This is a genomic window from Mycobacterium sp. NGS45, assembly GCF_059812645.1.
This window is the reverse complement of sequence record NZ_JCALDB010000005.1, coordinates 49,218-71,053: the sequence shown is the minus strand read 5'-3', so window position 1 is coordinate 71,053 and position 21,836 is coordinate 49,218. Positions and strand designations below refer to the sequence as shown.

Annotated in this window: 24 protein-coding genes and 1 pseudogene; 15 read left to right on the top strand and 10 right to left on the bottom strand. The window is 67.5% G+C overall.

Annotated features, from left to right (window positions below; all coding sequences use genetic code 11):
• Positions 1-8: 8 nt before the first annotated feature.
• Positions 9-251 (bottom strand): type B 50S ribosomal protein L31, encoded by a 243-nt coding sequence (locus AC5Y3P_RS06455; RefSeq protein ID WP_500045068.1) that lies wholly within the window; start codon positions 249-251, stop codon positions 9-11.
• Positions 248-1,426 (bottom strand): ribosome hibernation factor-recruiting GTPase MRF, encoded by a 1,179-nt coding sequence (gene mrf, locus AC5Y3P_RS06450; RefSeq protein WP_500045067.1) that lies wholly within the window; start codon positions 1,424-1,426, stop codon positions 248-250. Before mrf ends, AC5Y3P_RS06455 begins: the two co-directional genes overlap by 4 nt.
• A 77-nt stretch (positions 1,427-1,503) precedes the next feature.
• Between mrf and rpmB the strand changes: the two genes are divergently transcribed.
• The 4 genes from rpmB to rpsR are packed head-to-tail and all read left to right on the top strand — an operon-like array spanning position 1,504 to position 2,469.
• Positions 1,504-1,740, top strand: a complete 237-nt coding sequence (gene rpmB / locus AC5Y3P_RS06445; RefSeq protein WP_500045184.1) for a 50S ribosomal protein L28 — start codon at positions 1,504-1,506, stop codon at positions 1,738-1,740.
• Entirely contained in the window at positions 1,740-1,907 is a 168-nt protein-coding gene (gene rpmG, locus AC5Y3P_RS06440; protein WP_500045066.1) for a 50S ribosomal protein L33, read from the top strand. The genes rpmB and rpmG overlap by 1 nt, the downstream gene beginning before the upstream one ends.
• A complete protein-coding gene (gene rpsN, locus AC5Y3P_RS06435; protein ID WP_500045065.1) occupies positions 1,907-2,212 on the top strand; it encodes a 30S ribosomal protein S14 in 306 nt (101 codons plus the stop codon). The genes rpmG and rpsN overlap by 1 nt, the downstream gene beginning before the upstream one ends.
• Positions 2,209-2,469 carry a 30S ribosomal protein S18 gene (rpsR, locus tag AC5Y3P_RS06430; protein ID WP_500045064.1) on the top strand — a complete coding sequence of 87 codons (261 nt, stop codon included), beginning with the start codon at positions 2,209-2,211 and terminating at the stop codon, positions 2,467-2,469. The genes rpsN and rpsR overlap by 4 nt, the downstream gene beginning before the upstream one ends.
• 9 nt (positions 2,470-2,478) lie before the next feature.
• On the opposite strand, the gene AC5Y3P_RS06425 is transcribed toward rpsR, so the two are convergent.
• Positions 2,479-3,240 carry a LamB/YcsF family protein gene (locus tag AC5Y3P_RS06425; RefSeq protein ID WP_500045063.1) on the bottom strand — a complete coding sequence of 254 codons (762 nt, stop codon included), beginning with the start codon at positions 3,238-3,240 and terminating at the stop codon, positions 2,479-2,481.
• 25 nt (positions 3,241-3,265) lie between these two features.
• Positions 3,266-3,901, bottom strand: a pseudogene (locus tag AC5Y3P_RS06420) (GTP-binding protein); the annotation flags it as partial.
• An 81-nt stretch (positions 3,902-3,982) separates the two neighbouring features.
• Here AC5Y3P_RS06420 and AC5Y3P_RS06415 point away from each other — a divergent pair.
• Genes AC5Y3P_RS06415 through AC5Y3P_RS06400 form a run of 4 tightly spaced genes read left to right on the top strand, consistent with a single transcriptional unit; the run spans position 3,983 to position 7,761 of the window.
• The gene (locus AC5Y3P_RS06415) at positions 3,983-4,999 is read left to right on the top strand and encodes a metal ABC transporter solute-binding protein, Zn/Mn family (RefSeq protein WP_500045062.1); all 1,017 of its coding nucleotides are present in this window, start codon (positions 3,983-3,985) and stop codon (positions 4,997-4,999) included.
• Positions 4,986-5,765: a metal ABC transporter ATP-binding protein gene (locus AC5Y3P_RS06410; RefSeq protein WP_500045061.1), complete on the top strand. Its 780-nt coding sequence runs from the start codon at positions 4,986-4,988 to the stop codon at positions 5,763-5,765. The genes AC5Y3P_RS06415 and AC5Y3P_RS06410 overlap by 14 nt, the downstream gene beginning before the upstream one ends.
• Complete coding sequence (locus AC5Y3P_RS06405; RefSeq protein ID WP_500045060.1) at positions 5,765-6,640, top strand: metal ABC transporter permease; 876 nt, start codon at positions 5,765-5,767, stop codon at positions 6,638-6,640. The genes AC5Y3P_RS06410 and AC5Y3P_RS06405 overlap by 1 nt, the downstream gene beginning before the upstream one ends.
• A gap of 11 nt (positions 6,641-6,651) precedes the next feature.
• Positions 6,652-7,761 (top strand): Rv3575c family transcriptional regulator, encoded by a 1,110-nt coding sequence (locus AC5Y3P_RS06400; protein ID WP_500045059.1) that lies wholly within the window; start codon positions 6,652-6,654, stop codon positions 7,759-7,761.
• Here the strand turns inward: AC5Y3P_RS06400 and otsB are convergent, their stop codons facing one another.
• Positions 7,762-8,523 carry a trehalose-phosphatase gene (otsB, locus tag AC5Y3P_RS06395; protein WP_500045058.1) on the bottom strand — a complete coding sequence of 254 codons (762 nt, stop codon included), beginning with the start codon at positions 8,521-8,523 and terminating at the stop codon, positions 7,762-7,764.
• Positions 8,520-9,140, bottom strand: coding sequence for a cholesterol catabolism transcriptional regulator KstR (gene kstR, locus AC5Y3P_RS06390; RefSeq protein ID WP_500045183.1), 621 nt, complete (start codon positions 9,138-9,140; stop codon positions 8,520-8,522). Before kstR ends, otsB begins: the two co-directional genes overlap by 4 nt.
• A gap of 257 nt (positions 9,141-9,397) precedes the next feature.
• Between kstR and AC5Y3P_RS06385 the strand changes: the two genes are divergently transcribed.
• Entirely contained in the window at positions 9,398-11,497 is a 2,100-nt protein-coding gene (locus AC5Y3P_RS06385) for an acyl-CoA dehydrogenase family protein (protein ID WP_500045057.1), read from the top strand.
• 12 nt (positions 11,498-11,509) lie between these two features.
• Here the strand turns inward: AC5Y3P_RS06385 and AC5Y3P_RS06380 are convergent, their stop codons facing one another.
• Together AC5Y3P_RS06380 and AC5Y3P_RS06375 are read right to left on the bottom strand one after the other, a co-directional pair.
• The gene (locus AC5Y3P_RS06380; RefSeq protein ID WP_500045056.1) at positions 11,510-12,085 is read right to left on the bottom strand and encodes a hypothetical protein; all 576 of its coding nucleotides are present in this window, start codon (positions 12,083-12,085) and stop codon (positions 11,510-11,512) included.
• 21 nt (positions 12,086-12,106) lie between these two features.
• Positions 12,107-13,165, bottom strand: coding sequence for a 2Fe-2S iron-sulfur cluster-binding protein (locus AC5Y3P_RS06375; RefSeq protein ID WP_500045055.1), 1,059 nt, complete (start codon positions 13,163-13,165; stop codon positions 12,107-12,109).
• Positions 13,166-13,354: 189 nt separating this feature from the next.
• Here AC5Y3P_RS06375 and hsaA point away from each other — a divergent pair, with 189 nt between their 5' ends.
• The 5 genes from hsaA (at position 13,355) to AC5Y3P_RS06350 (ending at position 18,815) form a co-directional block, all read left to right on the top strand.
• Entirely contained in the window at positions 13,355-14,545 is a 1,191-nt protein-coding gene (gene hsaA, locus AC5Y3P_RS06370) for a 3-hydroxy-9,10-secoandrosta-1,3,5(10)-triene-9,17-dione monooxygenase oxygenase subunit (protein WP_500045054.1), read from the top strand.
• Positions 14,546-14,550: 5 nt separating this feature from the next.
• Entirely contained in the window at positions 14,551-15,447 is an 897-nt protein-coding gene (gene hsaD / locus AC5Y3P_RS06365) for a 4,5:9,10-diseco-3-hydroxy-5,9,17-trioxoandrosta-1(10),2-diene-4-oate hydrolase (protein WP_500045053.1), read from the top strand.
• Between the two features lie 3 nt (positions 15,448-15,450).
• Entirely contained in the window at positions 15,451-16,350 is a 900-nt protein-coding gene (gene hsaC / locus AC5Y3P_RS06360) for an iron-dependent extradiol dioxygenase HsaC (protein WP_500045052.1), read from the top strand.
• A gap of 13 nt (positions 16,351-16,363) precedes the next feature.
• Entirely contained in the window at positions 16,364-16,933 is a 570-nt protein-coding gene (gene hsaB, locus AC5Y3P_RS06355) for a 3-hydroxy-9,10-secoandrosta-1,3,5(10)-triene-9,17-dione monooxygenase reductase subunit (RefSeq protein ID WP_500045051.1), read from the top strand.
• Positions 16,934-17,474: 541 nt separating this feature from the next.
• The gene (locus AC5Y3P_RS06350; protein ID WP_500045050.1) at positions 17,475-18,815 is read left to right on the top strand and encodes a hypothetical protein; all 1,341 of its coding nucleotides are present in this window, start codon (positions 17,475-17,477) and stop codon (positions 18,813-18,815) included.
• Positions 18,816-18,994: 179 nt separating this feature from the next.
• Here AC5Y3P_RS06350 and AC5Y3P_RS06345 read toward each other — a convergent pair whose 3' ends face one another.
• Positions 18,995-19,237 (bottom strand): fibronectin-binding protein, encoded by a 243-nt coding sequence (locus tag AC5Y3P_RS06345; protein WP_500045049.1) that lies wholly within the window; start codon positions 19,235-19,237, stop codon positions 18,995-18,997.
• A gap of 59 nt (positions 19,238-19,296) precedes the next feature.
• Here AC5Y3P_RS06345 and AC5Y3P_RS06340 point away from each other — a divergent pair, with 59 nt between their 5' ends.
• Positions 19,297-20,631 carry an MFS transporter gene (locus AC5Y3P_RS06340; protein ID WP_500045048.1) on the top strand — a complete coding sequence of 445 codons (1,335 nt, stop codon included), beginning with the start codon at positions 19,297-19,299 and terminating at the stop codon, positions 20,629-20,631.
• Here the strand turns inward: AC5Y3P_RS06340 and AC5Y3P_RS06335 are convergent, their stop codons facing one another.
• Entirely contained in the window at positions 20,632-21,792 is a 1,161-nt protein-coding gene (locus tag AC5Y3P_RS06335) for a pyridoxal phosphate-dependent aminotransferase (RefSeq protein ID WP_500045047.1), read from the bottom strand.
• Positions 21,793-21,836: the final 44 nt, after the last annotated feature.

Here is a 21,836-nt window from a genome sequence, read left to right as displayed (position 1 = left end):
CCCCCAGACTAGAAGCCGTAGCGTCGCCGGAACTTCTCCACCTGGCCGGCCGAGTCGATGTGTCGGTTCGACCCGGTCCAGAACGGATGCGAGTCGCTGGTCACCTCGACCACGATCAGCGGGTACGTCCGGCCGTCGGACCACTGCACGGTGCGGTCGCTGGTTGCGGTGGACCGGGTGAGGAATTGCTTGCCGGTGGCGGCGTCGGAGAACACCACGGGGTGGTAATCGGGATGGATGCCGGTCTTCATTGTGATTCGCCTTCCCGACGGGCCGCGGAGGCGGCCTCGTCGATCTCGGGTTGACAGGGTTCTTCGTGCCAGTCGCCGAACGGGTCCGGGTAGCTCGGCCAGTCCTGCGGGCGGGCCAGTTCGGCCTCGGTGAGCAATGCGCCCTCGAGTGCGTCGACGACGGTGCCGGGGTCGGCACCGCAGATCAGCACAGTCAGGGATACGTGTCGGTCGCCGAACTCCGCGTGCCAATCCGCGGCCGCCATGGCCAGCCGCTCCGGGTCGACATAGGCACGTTCGCGGCTGTCCATGTCGACCAGCCAACGCCCGGCATTGCTGAAATGCATTCCACCACCGGCGGATTCGATCCACATGACATCCGCGGGCCGGTTGGCCAGCCAGGCCCGGCCGCGGGTGCGGACCACGCCGTCGAGCAGGGTGTCGACGGCGGCGTGCAGGCGTACCGGGTGGAAGGGCCGGTGCGTGGCGAACTCCAGGATGGCCACGTCGCCGTCCGGTTCCAGCGGGGGTTGTCCGGCCAGCAGCGGGGCGTGCGGTCCGGGTGCGTGGCCGCGCGGGCTGCCCGCTTCGAGGTGGGCCAGCGCCATCTCGACGCGGTCCGGGCCCACGGTGATCCGTGCCCGCGGTGCGAGCCGGCGCAGCACCGCCAGGGTGGGTGGGTCGGGCTCGGTGAGCACCAGCACGTCGGCGAGTTCGGCCTGACCGACCACCGCCTGCGCGACGGTGCGGCCGTCGTCGAGCTCGTCCTCGCCGGTCGCCTCGGTCAGCCAGCGCGCGCTGTCGATGCAGGCGACGACGCCCGCGATCCGGACGTCGCGGGAGGCCGGCCCGTCGACGTATCCGGGTCCGACGCGGACGCGCACGTTCTCGATGGCCCAGCACACCGGTTCGGGTTCGGACCAGTCCGGGAGTTGCACCACGATGCGGGACACGTCGCCGCTGCGGTGCAGGCGGCGCAGCAGGACCAGCAGGTCGTCGCGCACCGTGCAGGACACGCAACCGTGGGCGAGTTCCAGGGGCAGATCGAACACGCCGGCATCGGTGGTCAGGGTTCGCAGCACCACCTGGCCATCGAAGCGGTGACGGACCAGCACGGTGCCCGGGCTGGCACCCAACAGATCGGCGACACGACCGGCGTCGCCCTGACCGGCGACCAGAACCACAGGGGTGCGCACGGGCTCCTCCCAACTAGTATTTGAAAACGATTGTCATTATCGTTAGGTCACGTTACCCCACGATCGAGGAGATGAAGATGTCGGCCCATTGCCAGGTCACCGGGCGCTCGCCCGGGTTCGGCAACACCGTGTCGCACTCGCACAGGCGCAGTGCCCGACGGTGGAATCCCAACATCCAGAACAAGACCTACTACCTGCCGTCCGAGGGGCGTCGCATCCGACTTCGGGTGAGCGCCAAGGGGATCAAGGTGATCGACCGCGACGGTATCGAGGCCGTGGTGGCCCGGCTGCGCAGCCGCGGGGAGAAGATCTGATGGCCTCGCGCACCGACCTGCGGCCCATCGTGAAGCTGCGCTCGACGGCCGGTACCGGCTACACCTACGTCACCCGCAAGAACCGCCGCAACGACCCGGATCGGCTGGTGCTGCGCAAGTACGACCCGGTGATCCGCAAGCACGTCGACTTCCGGGAGGAGCGCTGATGGCCAAGAAGTCGAAGATCGTCAAGAACGACAAGCGCCGCGAGTTGGTCGAGCGCTACGCCGAGCGGCGGGCCGAACTGAAGGACATCATCCGCAGCCCCCGCAGTTCGCGGGAGCAGCGGGTGGCCGCGGTGTCGGCCTTGCAGCGGTTGCCGCGCGACTCCAGTCCGGTGCGGCTGCGCAACCGAGACGCCGTCGATGGGCGTCCCCGTGGGCACCTGCGGAAGTTCGGGTTGTCCCGGGTCCGGGTCAGGGAACTTGCGCACCGCGGCGAGCTGCCGGGTGTGCGGAAGGCGAGTTGGTGATGGCGAAGAGAACTGCCCGCAAGCGGCCGCCGGTCGTCGAGGTGAAGAAGCCCAAGCGCAATCAACTCGACGCGCTCGGAATCACCGAGGTGGATTACAAGGACGTCGCGACACTGCGCACCTTCATCAGTGACCGCGGCAAGATCCGCTCGCGGCGGATCACCGGCTTGACGCCGCAGCAGCAGCGTCAGGTGGCCACCGCGATCAAGAATGCCCGGGAGATGGCTCTGCTGCCGTACGGCAGCACCTCGCGCTGACGGCGCGGGTCAGCTGAACGGTGTCAGTGTGATCCCGCCGGTGCCCAGTCGGGTCCGTACCGCGGCGGCGATCTGCACTGCGCCGGGCGAATCCCCGTGCACACACAGCGACTCCACCTGGATCGGGATCACCGTGCCGTCGAGGGCGGTGACCCGACCGGTGCGCACCATGGCCTCGGCGCGCTCGGCGATCATCTCGGGGTCATGCAGCACGGCGCCCGGCTCGCGGCGCGACACCAGCGTGCCGTCGGGGCAGTAGGCGCGGTCGGCGAACGCCTCGGCGACCGTGCGTAGCCCGTGGCGGTGTGCCCGCTCGAAGAGCACCGAGCCGGCCATGCCCAGGACGGGGAGGTCGGGGGCCGCGGTGGCCACGGCGATGGCCACCGCGGCCGCCTGCGCCTCATGGGCGACCACGGTGTTGTAGAGCGCACCATGGGGTTTGACGTAGCTGACGGAGGTGCCCGCCGCCTGGGCGATGGCCTGCAGCGCGCCGATCTGGTAGATGATGTCGGCGGTCAGTTCGTCGGGGTCGACGTCGATGAAGCGTCGCCCGAATCCGGTGAGATCCCGGTAGCTCACCTGCGCCCCGATCCGGACACCGCGCGCCGCGGCCTGTCGGCACGTGGTCAGCAGCAGCGCCGGGTCGCCGGCGTGGAATCCGCAGGCCACGTTGGCGCTGGTGACCAGGTCGAGCATGGCCTCGTCATCACCCAGGGCCCAGATTCCGAAGCCTTCGCCCAGGTCGGCATTGAGATCGACAGTGCTACCCACCGCACCAGACTAGGGCTGCGCGCGTTCAGTGGGTATGGGTGACGCCCCAGGCCGGCAGCGGGTCCGGATAGTTCAACCAGGCCGCGCTGCCCTCGGCCAACTCGATGTCGGTGAGCAGTGCGGCCTGCAGCGTGGTGTCGATGGCTGCCCGGTCGAGGCGAATCCCGATGAACACGATCCCCTGACCGGGCTGCACCTCGATGGCCGACCAGTACTGCGCAGGTTCGATCACCAGGTTCGGGCCGGCTTGCGACCAGATCGCAGCCAGCGATGGACGGCTGGCGATCCAGCAGAAACCCTTGCTACGCAACAGTCCCCGCATTCCGACCAGGGCTGCGGCAAGTCGTTGCGGATGGAACGGGCGGTCCGATCGGAACGTCATCGAGCCGATGCCGTACTCATCGGTTTCGGGGGTGTGGCCGTTGGCGATCTCCTCGTCCCAGCCGGGCGTGTGCTGCGCGGCCAACGGGTCGAAGCGGCCGGTGTCCAGCACTTCGGCGAGGTCGACGACACCGTGCTTGGTGCGCAGGACGTGCGCTGCGGGGTTGAGTCGGCGCACCATGGTCTCGACGGCGCCGAGGTGCGCGGCACTGACGAGGTCAATCTTGTTGAGCAGGATGACGTCGGCGAACTCCACCTGGTCCACCAGCAAGTCGGCCATGACACTCCTTAATGAAAACGATTTTCAATAAATAGCATCCCCGCGGTGCGGGTCTTAATGCAAACGGTTATCGTTTTCGTCATGACTGCGCCACGCCACCTCATCGTTCTCGCCGCCGGTGCGCTGGCCGGCCCCTTCGTGTTGGCTGCCTGCGGCTCGGTCGACTCGTCGAGCAGCGCCGACGCACCCGAATGTCCGACCGAGCCGGTGCGCGTGGTGGCGAGCATCGACCAGTGGGGCGACATCGTCTCCCAGCTGGGCGGCAACTGCGCAGACGTCACCACCGTGCTGGCCGGCTCCTCGGTCGATCCGCACGATTTCGAGCCCGGTCCGGCCGACGCCGCGAGCTTCGACGGCGCGCAATTGGTGGTGATCAACGGCGGTCACTACGACGAATGGGCGGCCAAACTCGCGGCCAGCACCGCCTCGAACGCGCCGGTGATCGACGCGGTCGACCTCAGCGGCCACGATGGGCACGATCACGATCACGATGGGCACCATCACGATCACGATCACGACGGGCACGATCACGGCCACGACGGGCACGATCACGACCACGACGGGGTCGGCAACCCGCACGTCTGGTACCGGCCGCAGACCGTGCTCGACGTGGCCGACGCGGTGACCTCGCGGCTGCGCGAACTGGCGCCGCAAGCCGCGGACTACTTCACCGAGCGTCGGACCGAGTTCGGCGCGGCGCTGGCGCCCTACGAGCACGCCATCGCCACCATCGAGGCCGGTGCGGCGGGTAAGACCTACGCCGCCACCGAAGGCGTGTATGACGAGATGGCCACCGCGTTGGGACTGCAGAACCGCACACCGGTGGGCTATCAGACCGCAGCCAACAACCACACCGACCCGTCGCCGGCTGCCCTCGATGCATTTTTGACCCTGCTCGCCGACCGTGGCGCCGACGTCCTGATCTACGCCAGCCAGACCCAGGGTTCGGTGCCCGAACAGCTCCGCACGGCTGCTGAGGCCGCGGGCGTCCCGGTCGTCGAGGTCACCGAAACGGTGGCGCCGGGGGCCGAAACGTTCCAGTCTTGGCAGGTGGACCAACTCACATCGCTCGCCGAGGCCCTCGGTGTCCAACTCTGAGACCGCCGAGGTCGCACTGTCGTTCGACGACGTCAGCGTCGTCCGCGGTGATCGGCTGATCTGGTCGGAAGGCACTTTCGACGTTCCAGCCGGTGGGATCACCGCGGTGATCGGATCCAACGGTTCGGGTAAGACCACCCTGCTGAAAGTCGTTTTGGGCCTGATCAACCCGGCCTCGGGGTACGTCAGCGTGCTCGGCGGGGCGCCAGGTGCGGCATCGGGGCAGATCGGGTACGTCCCGCAGAACTACGCCGCGGCCGCCGGCCACGCGATCCGGGCCGGCGATGCGGTGATGCTGGGGCTGATCGGCAAGCGCTGGGGCTACCGTCATCCCCGGGCCGAGGACAGGCGCCGGGTGATGCAGATCCTGGCCGCAGTCGGAGCCACCGACTTCGCCGGCCGCCGGCTCTCCGAACTCTCCGGCGGACAGCGACAGCGCGTTGCGCTGGCCGAGGCGCTGGTGTCCCGGCCGCGGCTGCTGATCCTCGATGAGCCGCTGGCCGCCCTGGACCTGCGCAACCAACGCGAGATCGTCACCCTGCTCGGGCAGGTGCGCGACCAATTCGGGGTGACCATCCTGGTCGTCGCGCACGACCTCAACCCACTGCTGGGGGTGCTCGACAGCGCGATCTACCTACTCGACGGCCACGCGCACTTCGCGCTGATGAACGAGGTCGTCGACGACGACTTGCTCAGCCACCTCTACGGCACCTCGGTCCAGGTGGTGCACACCCCGCAGGGCGATCTGTACATGCGGAGCGTGTGATGCCGCAGCAGCTCCTGGCCCTCGGCTATCAAGACAACTGGTGGCACATCCTGACCTCGGCGTTCATGCGTAACGCGTTGATCGGTGGCACGCTGGTGGCGTTGGCTGCCGGGCTGATCGGCTACTTCATCGTGGTGCGTAACACTGCCTTCGCCGCACATGCGCTGGCGCACATCGGGTTTCCCGGTGCCACTGGTGCGGTGCTGGTCGGGGTCCCGGTGACGGTTGGACTCGGCCTGTTCTGCATCGGCGGGGCGCTGATCATCGGCGCCCTCGGCAAACGCGCCGCCGATCGTGAAATCGCCACCGGCACAGTACTCGCCGGCGCGATGGGTCTGGGGTTGTTCTTCAGTTCGCTGGCCACCAAGAGCAGCAGCACGGTGACCAACGTGTTGTTCGGCAACCTGCTGGCCGTCACGCATCAGCAGCTGGTGGTCTTCGCGGTGCTGGTGGTGGTGCTCGGTGCGACGATGGCGGCGATCTTCCGTCCGCTGCTGTTCGCCTCGATCAACCCCGAGGTGGCCGAGGCCCGCGGGGTGCCGGTGCGGGCACTGTCAGTGGTCTTCATGGCCCTGCTCGGTCTGGCCGTGACCATGGCCGTGCAGGCGGTGGGCACGCTGCTGCTCTTCGCGCTGGTCGTGACACCTGCGGCGACCGCGATCATGCTGACGGCTCGGCCGGTGGCGGCGATGGTTCTGTCGACGGCGATGTCGCTGTTCGCGGTATGGGGCGGTCTGGCGATGTCATCGATCTTCGATCTGCCGCCCAGCTTCGTCATCGTGGCGGTGGTGTGCGTGGTGTGGCTGGCCGTCTGGACGGCTGTCAAGAAGACCGAAACCACCACGAAGCCCTACGGTTCGGGCCACATCGGCTAATCTCACCAGGCATGTCCAGGAGCCCGGCGCCACGGCGGCGAGCCACCCTGGCGTCATTGGCTGCCGAACTCAACGTTTCGCGCACCACGATCTCGAATGCCTACAACCGCCCGGATCAACTGTCGGCGGACCTGCGGGCACGCATCCTGTCCACCGCGAAGCGGTTGGGGTATGCCGGACCGGATCCGGTGGCCCGCTCGCTGCGGACCCGTCGGGCCGATGCGGTCGGCCTGGTGATCACCGAACCCTTGACCTATTCGTTCAGCGATCCGGCCGCACTGGACTTCGTGGCCGGGCTGGCCGAGGTGTGCGAGGAGACCGGTCAGGGTCTGCTTCTGGTGCCGGCCGGGCCCGGGCGCAGTGTGGACGAGGGGTCCAACGCGGTGCTGTCGGCCGGTGTCGACGGCTTCGTGGTGTACGCGGCCTCCGCGCAGGATCCGTACCTGCAACTGGTGCTGGACCGCAATCTGCCGGTGGTGATCGTCGATCAGCCCAGCGGTGTCGCGGGCGCCTCCCGGGTGTGCATCGACGACCGCGGCGCCATGCGTGAACTCGCCGAGTACGTCCTGGGGCTGGGTCACCGGGAGATCGGATTGTTGACGATGCGGCTGGGTCCACACCGGCCGGTTGACGGTGCCAAGCGCGAACGTTGCGCGGTGGTGTCTCCGGATCGTTTGCAGGCGAACGACTTCGACGTCCAAGGTGAGCGGATCGCCGGGCTGCGTGCGGCCATGCAGGACGCCGGCCTGGACCCCGATGCGCTGACCGTGGTGGAAAGCCTGGACCACGACTCGACCGCGGGGGGAGCGGCCGCCGAACTCGCGCTGGCGACCAATCCGCGGATCACCGCGCTGATCTGCACAGCCGACGTGTTGGCACTGGCTGCGATGGATTACCTACGCGCGCACGGCATCTACGTGCCGGGACAGATGACCGTCACCGGATTCGACGGTATCGCCGAGGCCGTGCGGCGTGGGCTGACCACGGTGGCGCAGCCCAACGTCGAGAAGGGGCGACGAGCCGGTCGACTCCTGCACAATCCGCCAGGTTCCGGCCTGCCGGTGGTCGAGGTGCTGCAAACCGAACTGCTGCGCGGACGTACCGCCGGCCCGCCGGCCTAGTTAGCCCGCGCCGCCGGCGCGTCGCTCGTGGATGAGGAACTCCAACGCGGCCAGCACATCGTGCGGTGCCGCGATCCGGAACTGGGCCAGGCTCTCGCCGTCGCCGACCTTGACGCCGACGTCGTCGCCGCGCATCCGGGCGAACGCCTTCTCGTCGGTGACGTCGTCGCCGAAGAACACCACCGCCGACGCGTCCACCTGCTCGCGCAGCAGATCGATCGCCGCACCCTTGTCGGTCTTGATCACCGCGAACTCCAGCACCGCTTTGCCTTCGGTCAGCTCGGCCGACCAGGCCACCGACGCTGCGCGGGCCTCGGCCAGCGCGGACTCGGCGTCGTCCGGGCTGGCATTGCGCACGTGCAGCACCGCGCTCGCCGGTTTGGTTTCCACCGCCGAACCCGGGTAACGATCGGAAATCGCTTGCAGCTCAGCCTGGATGCGGCCCAGCAGCGCGGTGTCGATGGGCTGACCGAAACCGGATTCGAACTCGGCGCCGTGGCTGCCGATCAAGTGCACACCGGCCGGCGCGCCGGACAGTTGCCCCAGTACCTCGCGTGAACGCCCGGAGATCAACGCGGTGGTGACACCGGGCAGCGCAGCCAAGGCAGCAAGTGCCGCATCGGATCCCGGCAGTGGCCGGGCATGCAACGGGTTGTTGACGATCGGGGACAACGTCCCGTCGAAATCCGAGGTGATCAGCACTCGCGGCCGGCGCACCGCAACGCGCAAGGCGTCGGTCAGGTCGGCCGGCAGCGTGCTCACGCGTCGGGTGGGGTGTCGTGGACGTGGCCGCCATTGCCGATCAACAGTCGCACCGCCAGGTCCAGACGCTTGCTGACATCGGTGGCCGAAGCCCGGCGGGTCAACCAGGCCAACAGATTCGACAGCCACACGTCGGAGATGACGCGGGCGATGTGGTAATGATCCTCGGTCGGTTCACCTTCGGCCATGGCGCGCGCGAACATCGAGTCGATGATCTTCTCGACGTGGTCCACCTCGGCGGCCGCCGAGGCGTCGGCGAACACGTAGGCGCGGGTCATCGCCTCGGTCAGCAACGGGTTGCGCTGCATGGCCCGGTTCAGCTTGCTCACCATGAAGCTCAGCCGCTGATACGGCGTGCTTCCGGTGATGGTGGCGCCATCGGTCTTGGAATCGATGCGTTCGAACTCGCGGCCCAGCGCCGAGACCAAAAGATGCACCTTCGACGGGAAGTACCGGTACAGCGTCCCGACGGCGACGTCGGCACGATCGGCCACGGCCCGCATCTGCACGGCTTCGTAACCACCCTTGGAGGCGATCGCCAGGGTGGCATCCAGGATGCGTTTGCGCCGTTCGCGCTGAGCCTCGGAACCGAGTTCGGACTCGGCAAGCACCGCCACGGTCACACCCTCCCGCGATCGGGCACTCGGTGCCCCGGGTCGTGCCGGCCTGGACATGCTGCTGCGAACTCCTTCGTGCGGTGCATCAGTTCAAAACGATACGCATGATCGGCGTTCATCCTCACCTCCGCGCTCGCCGAGGCACCCCGTCCCCGCTCCACCACATTCGACTTGACTGCCGAACACTGGCACTATTAGAACACGTTCTAGTGGGCTGTAGCGCCCCTGCATGTCACACCGAGGAGTCTGGGGTTCGCGTGAGCATTACCGCCGAGCAGCTTGCCGTCCGTGAACTGGTGCGTACCTGGGCATCTAGCTCCGGCGGGATCGCCGCGGCCCGCGAGGTGGAGCAGGGCGCGCCCGCCGCCTGGCGGTCGGTCTACGCCGGATTTGCCGAACTAGGCCTCTTCGGTGTGGCCGTCCCAGAAGCAGCCGGCGGGGCCGGCGAGTCGATCGGCGATCTGTGCGCGGTGGTCGACGAAGCCGCCGCGGCCCTGGTGCCCGGCCCGGTCGCCACCAGCGCGCTGGCCACGCTGGTGCTCGACGACGCGGGCCTGCTGGAGGCTGTGGTCGGCGGGGAACGCACGGTCGGGGTGACGCTGTCCGCGCAGCTGCGTTGCGACGGCGAGACCGTCACCGGATCAGCCGACTACGTGCTGGGCGCCGACCAGGACGCGCTGTTACTGCTTCCGGCCGGCGAGCAGTGGGTATTGCTGGACGCCAAGGCCGACGGCGTGGCCGTGCAACCGCTGGAAGCCACCGACTTCTCCCGGCCGTTGGCCCGGGTGCAGTGCGATGCAGCACCGGTCACCGTGCTGAACGTCCCGGCCGGTCGGGTACGGGACCTGGCAGCAACGGTATTGGCCGCCGAGGCCGCCGGCGTGGCCCGGTACGCGCTGACCACCGCCACCGAATACGCCAAGGTGCGTGAGCAATTCGGCAAGCCGATCGGCAGCTTCCAGGCGATCAAGCACATGTGCGCCGAAATGCTGTTGCGCTCCGAACAAGCCGCCGTCGCCGCCGCGGACGCCGCCCAAGCCGCCGACGAGGACGACGCCACCCAGCTGAGCATCGCGGCCGCGATCGCCGCGGCCGTCGGCACCGCGGCCGCCACCGCCAACATCAAGGACTGCATCCAGGTGCTCGGCGGGATCGGCATCACCTGGGAGCACGACGCCCATCTGTATCTGCGTCGCGCGTACGGCATCAGCCAGTTCCTCTGTGGCCGCCGGCCCTGGCTGCGCGACATCGCCCGGCTGAGCGTCGACGGCGTGCGCCGCAACATCGACATCGACCTGAGTTCGGTGCAGGACCAGCGCGCCGAGATCGCCGCCGCCGTCGCCGCCGTCGCCGCGTTGCCGGCCGAGCAGCGCCAGCCCGCCCTGGCCGAGTCGGGATTGCTTGCGCCGCACTGGCCCAAGCCCTACGGGCGCGAGGCCGTCCCGGCCGAACAGCTGCTGATCGACCAGGAACTCGCGGCGGCCAACGTGGAACGCCCCGATCTGGTGATCGGCTGGTGGGCGGTGCCGACCATCCTCGAGCACGGCAGCCCCGAACAGATCGAGCGGTTCGTGCCGGCCACGCTGCGCGGTGACGTGATCTGGTGCCAGCTGTTCTCCGAGCCCGGCGCCGGCTCTGACCTTGCGGCGTTGCGCACCAAGGCCGTCCGGGTCGATGGTGGCTGGAAGCTGACCGGGCAGAAGGTCTGGACCTCGGCCGCGCACCAGGCGCACTGGGGAGTTTGTCTGGCCCGGACCAATCCCGATGCGCCCAAACACAAGGGCATCACCTACTTCCTGGTCGACATGACCGCGCCGGGCATCGAGATCCGGCCGCTGCGCGAGATCACCGGCGACGAGCTGTTCAACGAAGTGTTCTTCGACGACGTGTTCGTACCCGACGAGATGGTGGTCGGCACCGTCGACGACGGCTGGCGGCTGGCGCGCACCACACTGGCCAACGAGCGGGTCGCGATGGCCCAAGGCACCGCGCTGGGCAACCCGATGGAAGATCTGCTCGGCGTCGTCGCGCAGCGCGGCCTGGACCCGGCCGACGCCGACCGGCTGGCCGAACTGATCTGCACCGCCCAGGTCGGGGCTCTGCTCGATCAGCGCATCGCCCAGGTGGCCGTCGACGGCGGCGACACCGGGCCACAAGCCAGCGCCCGCAAGCTGATCGGGGTGCGGTACCGGCAGGCGCTGGCCGAGTTCCGGATGGAGCTGTCCGACGGTGCCGGGGTGGTTCCCGGGCCTCGGGTGCACGACTTCCTCAACACCCGCTGCCTGACGATCGCGGGCGGCTCCGAGCAGATCCTGCTCAACCTGGCCGGCGAACGGCTACTCGGGCTGCCGCGCTAAAGGTCTGCCGCCTCAGAAGCGGGTCTGCGCACAGGCCGTCGGCGTGGACAGGTTCACCGCGCCGTAGACCACATGGATGTTCGAGCAGACGATGAAGTCCGCCCTCGTGGTCGGCCGGCCGCTGCTCCAGTCGGTCGGCACCGAGCTGCCGTCGACCCAGAACCGCTCCATCGGCCCGCCGCCGAAGGTGGTCACCGAGATCTCGACGTTGCTCAGCGACCGGAACATCTTCGACAGCACGTTGTCGTGGTTGGCGCCCTTGGTTTCCCGCGGCATCCCGGCCGGCGCGCTGTAATCGGCTTCCTGCCACACCTGGCGGTCCGGGCTGCGCACCGTGATGGTTTGCCGCGACCACACGTCGCCCGGGAACGGGGCCGGTCCGTCTGGGGTCAGCAGGTTGGCCCGGGTGTTGAAATGGCAGCGCCCTTCGGCGGCCACGCAATTGGCCTCGACGTGCATCTCGATCGAGGTGCCGGCATCGACGGCCACCGAGGTGGTGGCCGCGTCGGCGGCCGCACCGGCCGGAGCCGGCAGCGCCAAAGCGGCGGTCAGCAAGCTGGCCACGGTTGCCACAGTGAGCCGGTTCATCACCAAGAAGTTATCCGTTCGCTACTCGTCGTAGTTGACTTCGACCGAATCCGAGCACGGCGTGGCCTGGCACGCCAGGATCAGCCCCTCTTCCAGATCGGACGGCTCGAGCACGTCGTTGACCTCCATGGCCACCTCACCGCTCTTCTTCAACACCGCGCAGGCGCCGCAGTGTCCTTCGCGGCAGGAGAACGGCGCCTCCATACCCTTGTCCAGCAGCACGTCGAGCAGCTTGGCCGAGCGCGGCCAGCTGACCTCCTGCGTGACGCCGTCGAGGGTCACCACCGCGGTCGCCGGCGGTTCGTCGTCATCGTCGGCGTCGATCACGACGGCCTGGAACGGATCGGAGTCCAGGGACCGGAACACCTCGACGTGCACCTGGTCGGCCGGCACCGACAGCGATTCCAGCGCTTCGGTGGCCGCGGCCATGAACGGCCCGGGCCCGCAGATGAAGGCCTGCCGGTCGGTGTGCGGCGCGAACAACCGGGCCAGGTTGTTCGCGCTGGGCAGCCCCTGCACCGATTCCAGCCAGTGCAGCACCGAGAGCCGGTCCGGGTACTGCGCGCTGAGTTCGCGCAGCTTGGCGGCGAAGATCACCGACTTCTCGTCGCGGTTGGCGTAGATCAGCGTGACCTGCCCGGTTCCTTCGGCCAGCGCGGACTTGCAGATCGCCATCATCGGGGTGATGCCGCTGCCGGCCGCGATCAGCAGGAAGTCGCTGTCCAGGGACTTCGGCACGAACGTGCCGGACGGGGCCAGCACGTGCAGCTTCATCCCCGCGTGGGCGTGATCGCACAGCCAGTTCGAGGCGTAGCCGTCGGCCGTGCGTTTGACCGTGACGGTCAGCGCGTCGTCGACGGTCGGGGAACTCGACAGCGAATAGCAGCGCGCCACCGACCCGGTGCGGTCGCTGGGGACCCGCAGGGTGAGGAACTGGCCGGGGGAGTAGCGCAGCCGATCGGCTGGGATGTCGGCCCCGTCGGGCACCTTGAACATCAGCGAGCGGGCGTCCTCGGTCTCGGCGATGACGTCAGCCACCTGCAGTTCCAGCACGTGGCTGCCGAGTGGCTCGTCGGTCACCGCTACACCCTCTCCTCGGGGACTTGGACACGAATCCGATTCGTCAATTAGAACAGGTTACAGAAACGCACCTTCGCAGGTCCAGCCGCTGCAGGCATACCCTACTCGACACGAATCGTAACGTGTTCTAGTCTTGTTTTAGTTTTTATCCGGGTTCATCTAACAGCCGCGCCCGTGGGAGGCATTTCAGTGACATCCATTGAACAGCGTGACGTGCAGGCGGTCCTCGCCGGCATCGACGAACTGCTGCCAGCTCTGCGGGAGCGCGCTCAGGAAACCGAGGATCTGCGCAAACTGCCCGACGCCAACGTCAAGGCGCTCGAGGAGATCGGCTTCTTCCGGCTACTCCAGCCCGAACAGTGGGGCGGTCTGCAGTGCGACCCGACGCTGTTCTACGAGGCGGTCCGGCGACTGGCCAGCGCGTGCGGCTCCACCGGGTGGGTGGCCGGCATCATCGGCGTGCACAACTGGCACCTGGCGCTCTTCGACCAGCAGGCCCAGCAGGACGTCTGGGGAGAGGACAGCTCGGTGCGGATCTCCTCGTCGTACGCCCCGATGGGCGCCGGTGTGGTGACCGAGACCGGCGACGGCTACATCGTCAACGGCTCCTGGAACTGGTCCTCGGGCTGCGACCACGCCACCTGGGCGTTCCTGGGTGGCCCGGTGATCAAGGACGGCCGCCCGGTCGACTTCGGCAGCTTCTTGATCCCGATCTCCGACTACCGCATCGACGACGTGTGGCACGTGGTCGGGCTGCGTGGCACGGGCTCCAACACCATCGTGGTCAAGGACGTGTTCGTGCCGCGGCACCGGTTCTTGTCCTACAAGGCGATGAACGACGGCACCGCCGGCGGCTACCAGACCAACACCGCGCCGGTCTACAAGATGCCTTGGGGCACCATCCATCCGACCACCATCTCGGCCCCGATCGTGGGCATGGCCTACGGCGCCTACGACGCGCACGTCGAGCACCAGGGCAAGCGGGTGCGCGCGGCCTACGCCGGTGAGAAGGCCAAGGATGACCCATTCGCCAAGATCCGGATCGCCGAGGCCGCCAGCGACATCGACGCGGCCTGGCGCCAGCTGTCCGGGAACGTCGCCGACGAGTACGCACTGCTGGTGGCAGACCAGGAGATCCCGTTCGAGCTGCGGGCCAGGGCCCGTCGCGATCAGGTCCGCGCCACCGGCCGCGCGATCGCCTCGATCGATCGGCTCTTCGAGGCCTCCGGTGCCACCGCGCTGGCCAATGATGCTCCGGTGCAACGGTTCTGGCGGGATGCGCATGCTGGTCGGGTGCACGCCGCCAACGACCCCGAGCGGGCCTACCTGATCTTCGGCAATCACGAGTTCGGCCTGCCGCCGGCCGACACGATGGTCTGATCGCGATGACCTCGTTCGCCGCCGAAACTGCTCAGCAGCAAGAGATCACCTTCGAATCCACCTCGCGCTACGCCGATGTCCGGGCCGGTGAGCTCGACATGCGGCTGCACTACCACGAGGCCGGTGACCCCGAGGCGCAGACCATCGTGCTGTTGCACGGCGGTGGTCCGGGCGCGTCGAGCTGGTCGAACTTCGGCCGCAACGTCGCCGTGCTCGCGCAGCACTTCCACGTGCTGGCCGTCGATCAGCCGGGCTACGGGCACTCCGACAAGCACACCGAACACGAGCAGTACAACCGATACAGCGCCAAGGCGCTGCTCGGGCTGTTCGACCACCTCGGCTTGCAGGGCCGGATTCCGCTGCTGGGCAACTCCCTTGGTGGCGGCACCGCGGTGCGGTTTGCACTGGACTACCCAGATCGGGCCGGCAAGCTGGTGTTGATGGGCCCGGGCGGGCTGAGCGTCAACCTGTTCGCGCCGGACCCCACCGAGGGTGTGAAGTTGCTCGGCAAGTTCTCCGCCGAGCCGACGCGGGAGAACTTGGAGAAGTTCCTGCGGATCATGGTCTTCGACCAGAAGCTGATCACCGACGAGCTGATCGACGAGCGGTTCGCGATCGCCAGTCAGCCCGAATCACTGGCCGCGACCCGGGCGATGGGGATGTCGTTTGCGGGTGCGGACTTCGAGCTCGGGATGATGTGGCGTGAGGTGTACAAGCTGCGTCAGCCGGTGCTGTTGATCTGGGGCCGCGAGGACCGGGTCAACCCGCTCGACGGTGCGCTGGTGGCGATCAAGCAGATTCCGCGGGTGCAACTGCACGTCTTCGGGCAGTGTGGACATTGGGCTCAGGTCGAGAAGTTCGACGAGTTCAACAAGCTCACCGTTGACTTTCTCAAGGGGTAGATCATGAGCATCAAGTCGCTGGGTTATCTGCGGATCGAGACCACCGACATCGCGGCTTGGCGGGAGTACGGCCTGAAGGTGCTCGGCATGGTCGAGGGCGCCGGGACCACCGAGGGCGCGCTGTACCTGCGGATGGACGAGTTCCCGGCTCGGCTGGTGATCGTGCCCGGCGAACACGACCGGCTGCTGCAGTCCGGTTGGGAAGCCGCCAACGCCGCTGAGCTGCAGGACATCCGGACTCGGCTGGAAGCCGCGGGCACGCCGTACAAGGAAGCCACCGCCGCCGAACTGGTCGACCGTCGAGTCGACGAGATGATCACCTTCGACGACCCGTCGGGCAACAGCCTCGAGGTGTTCCACGGCGTGGCGCTCGAGCACCGCCGCGTGGTCAGCCCCTACGGGCACAAGTTCGTCACCGGCGAGCAGGGGCTGGGGCACGTCGTGCTCACCACCAAGGACGACCGCGAAACCCTGCACTTCTACCGCGACGTGCTGGGCTTCTCGCTGCGCGACTCGATGCGACTGCCCCCGCAGCTGGTCGGTCGGCCGGCCGACGGCGACCCGGCCTGGCTGCGGTTCCTCGGAGTCAACCCGCGGCACCACAGCCTGGCCTTCATGCCGGGCCAAACCCCCAGTGGCATCGTGCATCTGATGGTCGAGGTGGAGAACTCCGACGACGTCGGCCTGTGCCTGGATCGGGCGTTGCGCCGCAAGGTGAAGATGTCGGCCACGCTGGGCCGGCACGTCAACGACAAGATGCTGTCGTTCTACATGAAGACCCCGGGCGGGTTCGACGTCGAATTCGGTTGCGAGGGACTGGAAGTCGACGACGCCGATTGGGTGGCCCGAGAGTCGACCGCGGTCAGTCTGTGGGGCCACGACTTCTCGGTCGGCTTCAAGTAAGGCGCGCGCCGCGATGACGGAGGCGACGCCGATCGACCCGCGCACATTCCGCAATGTGCTGGGCCAGTTCTGCACCGGTGTCACGGTGATCACCACGCTGCACGACGACGTGCCGGTGGGCTTTGCCTGCCAGTCGTTTGCGGCGCTGTCGCTGGATCCGCCGCTGGTGCTGTTCTGTCCCACCAAGCAATCCCGGGCCTGGCAGGCCATCGAGGCCAGCGGCAAGTTCTGCGTCAACATGCTGCATGAGGACCAGAAGGACGTGTCGGCGCAGTTCGGCTCCAAGGCGCCGGACAAGTTCGCCGGGATCGACTGGCGGCCCTCAGAACTCGGCTCGCCGGTGATCGACGGCTCGCTGGCCCACATCGACTGCACCGTGCACTCGGTGCACGACGGCGGTGATCACTTCGTGGTGTTCGGTGCCGTGCACGGGATGTCGGAGCCGGCGGAGCAGAAGCCGCGGCCACTGCTGTTCTATCGCGGCGAGTACACCGGTATTGAGCCGGACAAGAACACTCCGGCGCAGTGGCGTGACGATCTGGAGGCGTTCTTGACCACCACCACCGACGACACCTGGCTGTAGCGTCCCTTCTCCATCGACGAGCTTCCCTTCTCCATCGACTTAGAGCCTAGGTAGCTGCTGAGGCGGTTTTCGCCTACCTAGACGCTGACTCGATGGGAGGGGGCACGTTCCTGCCTGCCACTAGAGCACGCCTGGCTCTGAGGGTCCCTTCTCCATCGACTTAGAACCTAGGTAGCTGCTGAGGCGGTTTTCGCCTACCTAGACGCTGACTCGATGGGAGGGGGCACGTTCCTGCCTGCCACTAGAGCACGCCTGGTTCTGCAGACGGGCATGCCCCTCAGTCGAGGATGGACATTTGCTACCTGGCTGCACGAGGGCGCGGAAATCTACCACTTCAGCCACTTACAAGTGCGTAAAAGGTGGTTAGCCTTGCCTATTGTAATTTAGGTAACACTCAGCTAACTTTCCTTATGTCCTCAGTTTTTTCTCAGCTTTAGGAGACCTTGTGCAGCAACCTGTCCCTCCCACCGATGACGCCCCAGTGGTCAGCCGGCGAAATAAGTTTTTGATCGCCGGTGTGGCCATGGCCAGCGTCGGCGCCATGGCAGCGGCCCCGATCGGCCCCGGCGCGACGGTGACTGCGCAGCAGCCCAAGACCATGGCCTACAACCTGACGGCGAAGATGGATGCCACTGCCTCGCCGGACGTGGTGTACGGCCAGCTGTTCGACGAAACCGCAGGCAACCTCGAGGCGCTCGGCGGCGCGTTGCTGGCCAACCCGGCGCCGCTGCTGAGCCAGGTGCTGGAGAACCAGCAGGGCTACGCGGAGAAGGTCGTCACGACCATCACCGACTACCCCCAGGGTCTCGAGGACTGGTGGAACGGTACCAACGGGGAAGCCCGCCTGAAGCAGGCACAGGCGGCATTCGAAGAAGGCGACATCGACGAGGCCTACCGGTGGCTCAACCACTCGATGCTGTACTTGATCGGAGCCATCACTGACCCGCTGCGGGCGCCCGGCCTGTTTCTTTCCGGAACCCAGGGCAGGAACGGCCCGTACGTCGCCGGAATTCCCGAGTTGATCGTGCAGAACCTTTCGAACCTGGTCGCCGCGAGCCTCAACACCGGCATTGTGGTCAGCCAGCTGTTCCAGGGGGTCTTCGCGCCGGTCAGCGGCGCGGTGTTCGAGCTCACGCGGATTGGTGAGGCCCTCGGCGCGGCCGGCGACGACCCGGAGGCAGCCCTCAATGTTCTGGTGAACACCCCGGCCGTTTTGGCCAACGCGGTGCTGAATGGCTTCGATTACGGCGACGTCGACGATCCCGGCACGATCGGCGACGACAACCAGAGCGCGTGGGCTGGACTGCTTCGATACCCGACGCCCGACGCTGACAACCCCAGTCAGCGCGTGGTCGGTGGTCTACTGCACAGTCTGCTGATCAACATCCCCACTACCCTGGCCGAAGCCATCGACAACACCCCGCCGGCCGAGCCCGAGGCGGCGCGCATCTTGGCCGAGCAGCCGCGCGTCGATCCAGATGCCACCGGGGCACTCGAACCGGCGACCGAACCGCAGGACGTCACCGACCCGCAGAACCAGGCCCTGACGCTGGTCGACGACGCCTCGAACACCGGGCTCAAGCTGTCGAAGACCGCCCCCGAGTCGAACACCACCACCACCGAGGAGACGGCCGGTGAGGTGCAAGAGCCGGTCAAGGCCAAGCCCTCGGCCGCTGACCAGATCAAGACCCGGGTCAGCGAGGCCAAGGACGCCCGGGAGGCCCGGGTGAAGAGCGCCCAGACCAAGGTCAAGGAAGCTCAGGCCAAGGTCAAGGACGCAGTGTCGAAGGTCAGCGAGAAGTTCAAGCCGTCTGCAAAGAAGGAAACCGGCACCAAGGCCAAGCAAGCCGAAGCTAAGGATGACAAGGGAAGTGAATCCTAAGTAGTCCTGGTTCTTGACCTGCTGGAAATAGCGTGGCTGGGCCCCATCCGTTCGGTTGGGGCCCAGTTGCGTGGACTCGCGGTCGCAGTACGGCACGCCTTCCAAGCGCAGCCTGGCATATCGGCACAGACAACGGGGAGCTACCTAATGGCCTGGAATCTCGCCGAGCAGAGCTTTCCCTACACGCAGCCCAGCCAGCAGATGTCCGCCGGCGGCAAACTCTCCCGATCCAGCGAGCTCTGCGGCTGGTTCTGAGTCAGATCGATGTCGTGCTCGAGCCCGGGCATCATCGGGATGAGGCCGCACACCGCGCCGAGCTGTCCGCACGGCGGCATGTCCGGGTCGGCACCGACCGGCGCCGCCCACGCGAACGCCGCAGCGCACAGCGCGCCGCAGGTCAACGCGATCAGCCGGGTCCGCATGGACCGAAGAATACCGGTCGGTCGCCCCCGGATCAGGCGCACCAGCAATACTCAGCAGAATGAGCACCCCGATTTCCACCGGACTGCGCCGCGTCGTCGTGGCATCGATGGCCGGCACCGTCGTCGAGTGGTACGAGTTCTTCCTCTACGGCACCGCCGCCACCCTGGTGTTCAACAAGATCTTCTTCGCCCAGGGCGGCGACGCCCTGGACGCGATCTTCTACGCCTTCCTCACCTACGCGGTCGGGTTCCTGGCCCGCCCGCTCGGCGGGGTGGTGTTCGGGCACTTCGGCGACAAGTACGGCCGCAAGAAACTGCTGCAGTTCTCCATCCTGCTGGTCGGCGCGGCCACCTTCCTGATGGGGTGTCTGCCCACCTTCGGTCAAATCGGTTACTGGGCACCGGCATTGCTGGTGCTGTTGCGATTCGCGCAGGGCTTCGCGGTTGGCGGCGAATGGGGCGGGGCGGTGCTGCTGGTCGCCGAACACAGCCCCAACCACAGCCGCGGCTTCTGGGCCAGCTGGCCGCAGGCCGGCGTGCCGGTCGGCAACATGCTGGCCACCGTCGTGCTGTTGGTGCTGACCTGGGCGCTGCCGGAATCGGCGTTCCTGAGCTGGGGCTGGCGCATTGCGTTCTGGCTCTCGGCCGTGGTGGTGCTGATCGGCTACTACATCCGGACCAAGGTCAGCGACGCGCCGATCTTCGTCGAGGCCCAGCAGGAGGCCGCACAGCTGGCCAAGTCGTCGCTGAACGTGGTCGAGGTGCTGCGCCGCTACCCGCGCGGCGTGTTCACCGCGATGGGGCTGCGGTTCGCCGAGAACATCATGTACTACCTGGTGGTCACCTTCTCGATCACCTATCTGAAGGTGGTCGCCGAGGTCAGTACCGCCAACATCCTGCTGTACATGTTGGCCGCCCACGCCGTGCACCTGATCGCAATTCCATTGGTGGGCCACGCCTCTGACCGGTTCGGCCGACGTCCGGTATACCTGGCCGGTGTGCTGGGAACCGCCAGCTGGGGGTTCTTCGCCTTCCCGATGATGGACTCCAAGCACTACTTCGTGATCATGCTGGCGATCGTCCTCGGCCTGGTGTTCCACGCGCTGATGTACGCACCGCAGCCTGCGCTGATGGCCGAGATGTTCCCGACCCGGATGCGCTATTCCGGGGTGTCACTGGGGTACCAGGTCACTGCCATCGTGGCCGGCTCGATGGCCCCGTTGATCGCGGTGAAGCTGCTCGACATCTACCACTCGTCGGTGCCGATCGCGCTCTACCTCGCCGGAGCTTGCATGATCACCCTGGTGGCGCTGGCCTTTGCCCGCGAGACCGCGGACATCGACCTGGCCACCATCGACGCCGCCGACCGGGCGCGGCACCTCGACGCCAGGTAGTCAGCGCAGCCAGCCGCCGATCCGGCTCAGCGCCTCGTCGATGTCGGCGCTGGGCCCGGCGAACGACAGCCGCACGAACGACGAACCCCGCGCGGTGTCGAAGTCGATGCCGGGTGCGATCGCAACACCGGTGTCGGCCAACAATTTTTCGCAGAACGCCAGCGAGTCGCCGGTGTGATCCGAGACATCGGCATACACGTAGAACGCACCGTCGGTGGGCGCCAACCGGTCGATACCGATGTCGCGCAACCCATTCAGCAGCCGTTCGCGGTTGGCGCCGTAGTGCTGCAGGTGCCCCTCGGCCTCGGCGATCGACGCCGGGGTGAACGCCGACACCGCCGCGTACTGCGACAGCACCGGCGGGCAGATGGTGAAGTTGCCGGTCAGACAGTCCACCGCGCGCTGCAACGATTTGGGCACCAACAGCCAACCCAGCCGCCACCCGGTCATCGCGAAATACTTCGAGAAGCTGTTCACCACCACGGCGTTGCGCGATGTGCTCCACGCGCAACTGGTTTGCGGCGCACCGGGATACACCAAGCCGTGGTACACCTCGTCGCTGACCAACCGGACCCCGGTCTCGTCGCACCAGGCCGCGATGGCGGCCAACTCCTCCGGCGCGATCACGGTGCCGGTCGGATTGGCCGGGCTGGCGACGATCACCCCGGCCAGCGGCGCCGCGGCGTGCGCCTCGGCGAACATCTCCCGGGTGGGTTGGTAACGGGTGTCCGGCCCGCACGGCAACTCGACCACCTCGCACCCGAGTGCGGACAGGATGTTGCGGTAACACGGGTAACCCGGGCTGGCGATCGCCACCCGGTCGCCGACATCGAACGCGGCCAGGAAGGTCAACAGGAATCCGCCGGACGACCCGGTCGTGAGGATGACGTCGTCGAGATCGACGTCCAGGCCGTGCTTCTCGGCGTAGGACGCCGCAATCGCCGAACGCAGCTCGGGGATACCCAAGGCCACCGTGTAGCCCAACTGATTGGCCTCGATCGCGGCGGCCGCGGCCGCGCGCACCGGCTCGGGTGCGCCCACACTGGGTTGACCGGCCGACAGGTTCACCAGGTCGCCGTGGCTGCGCTGCCGCTCGGCGGCCGCCAACCAGACGTCCATCACGTAGAACGGCGGGATCCCAGCACGCAACGCGGTCTTCATGGTTCCGAGCCTACTTCGCTCCCCGGCCGGGCTGGCCGGATGCG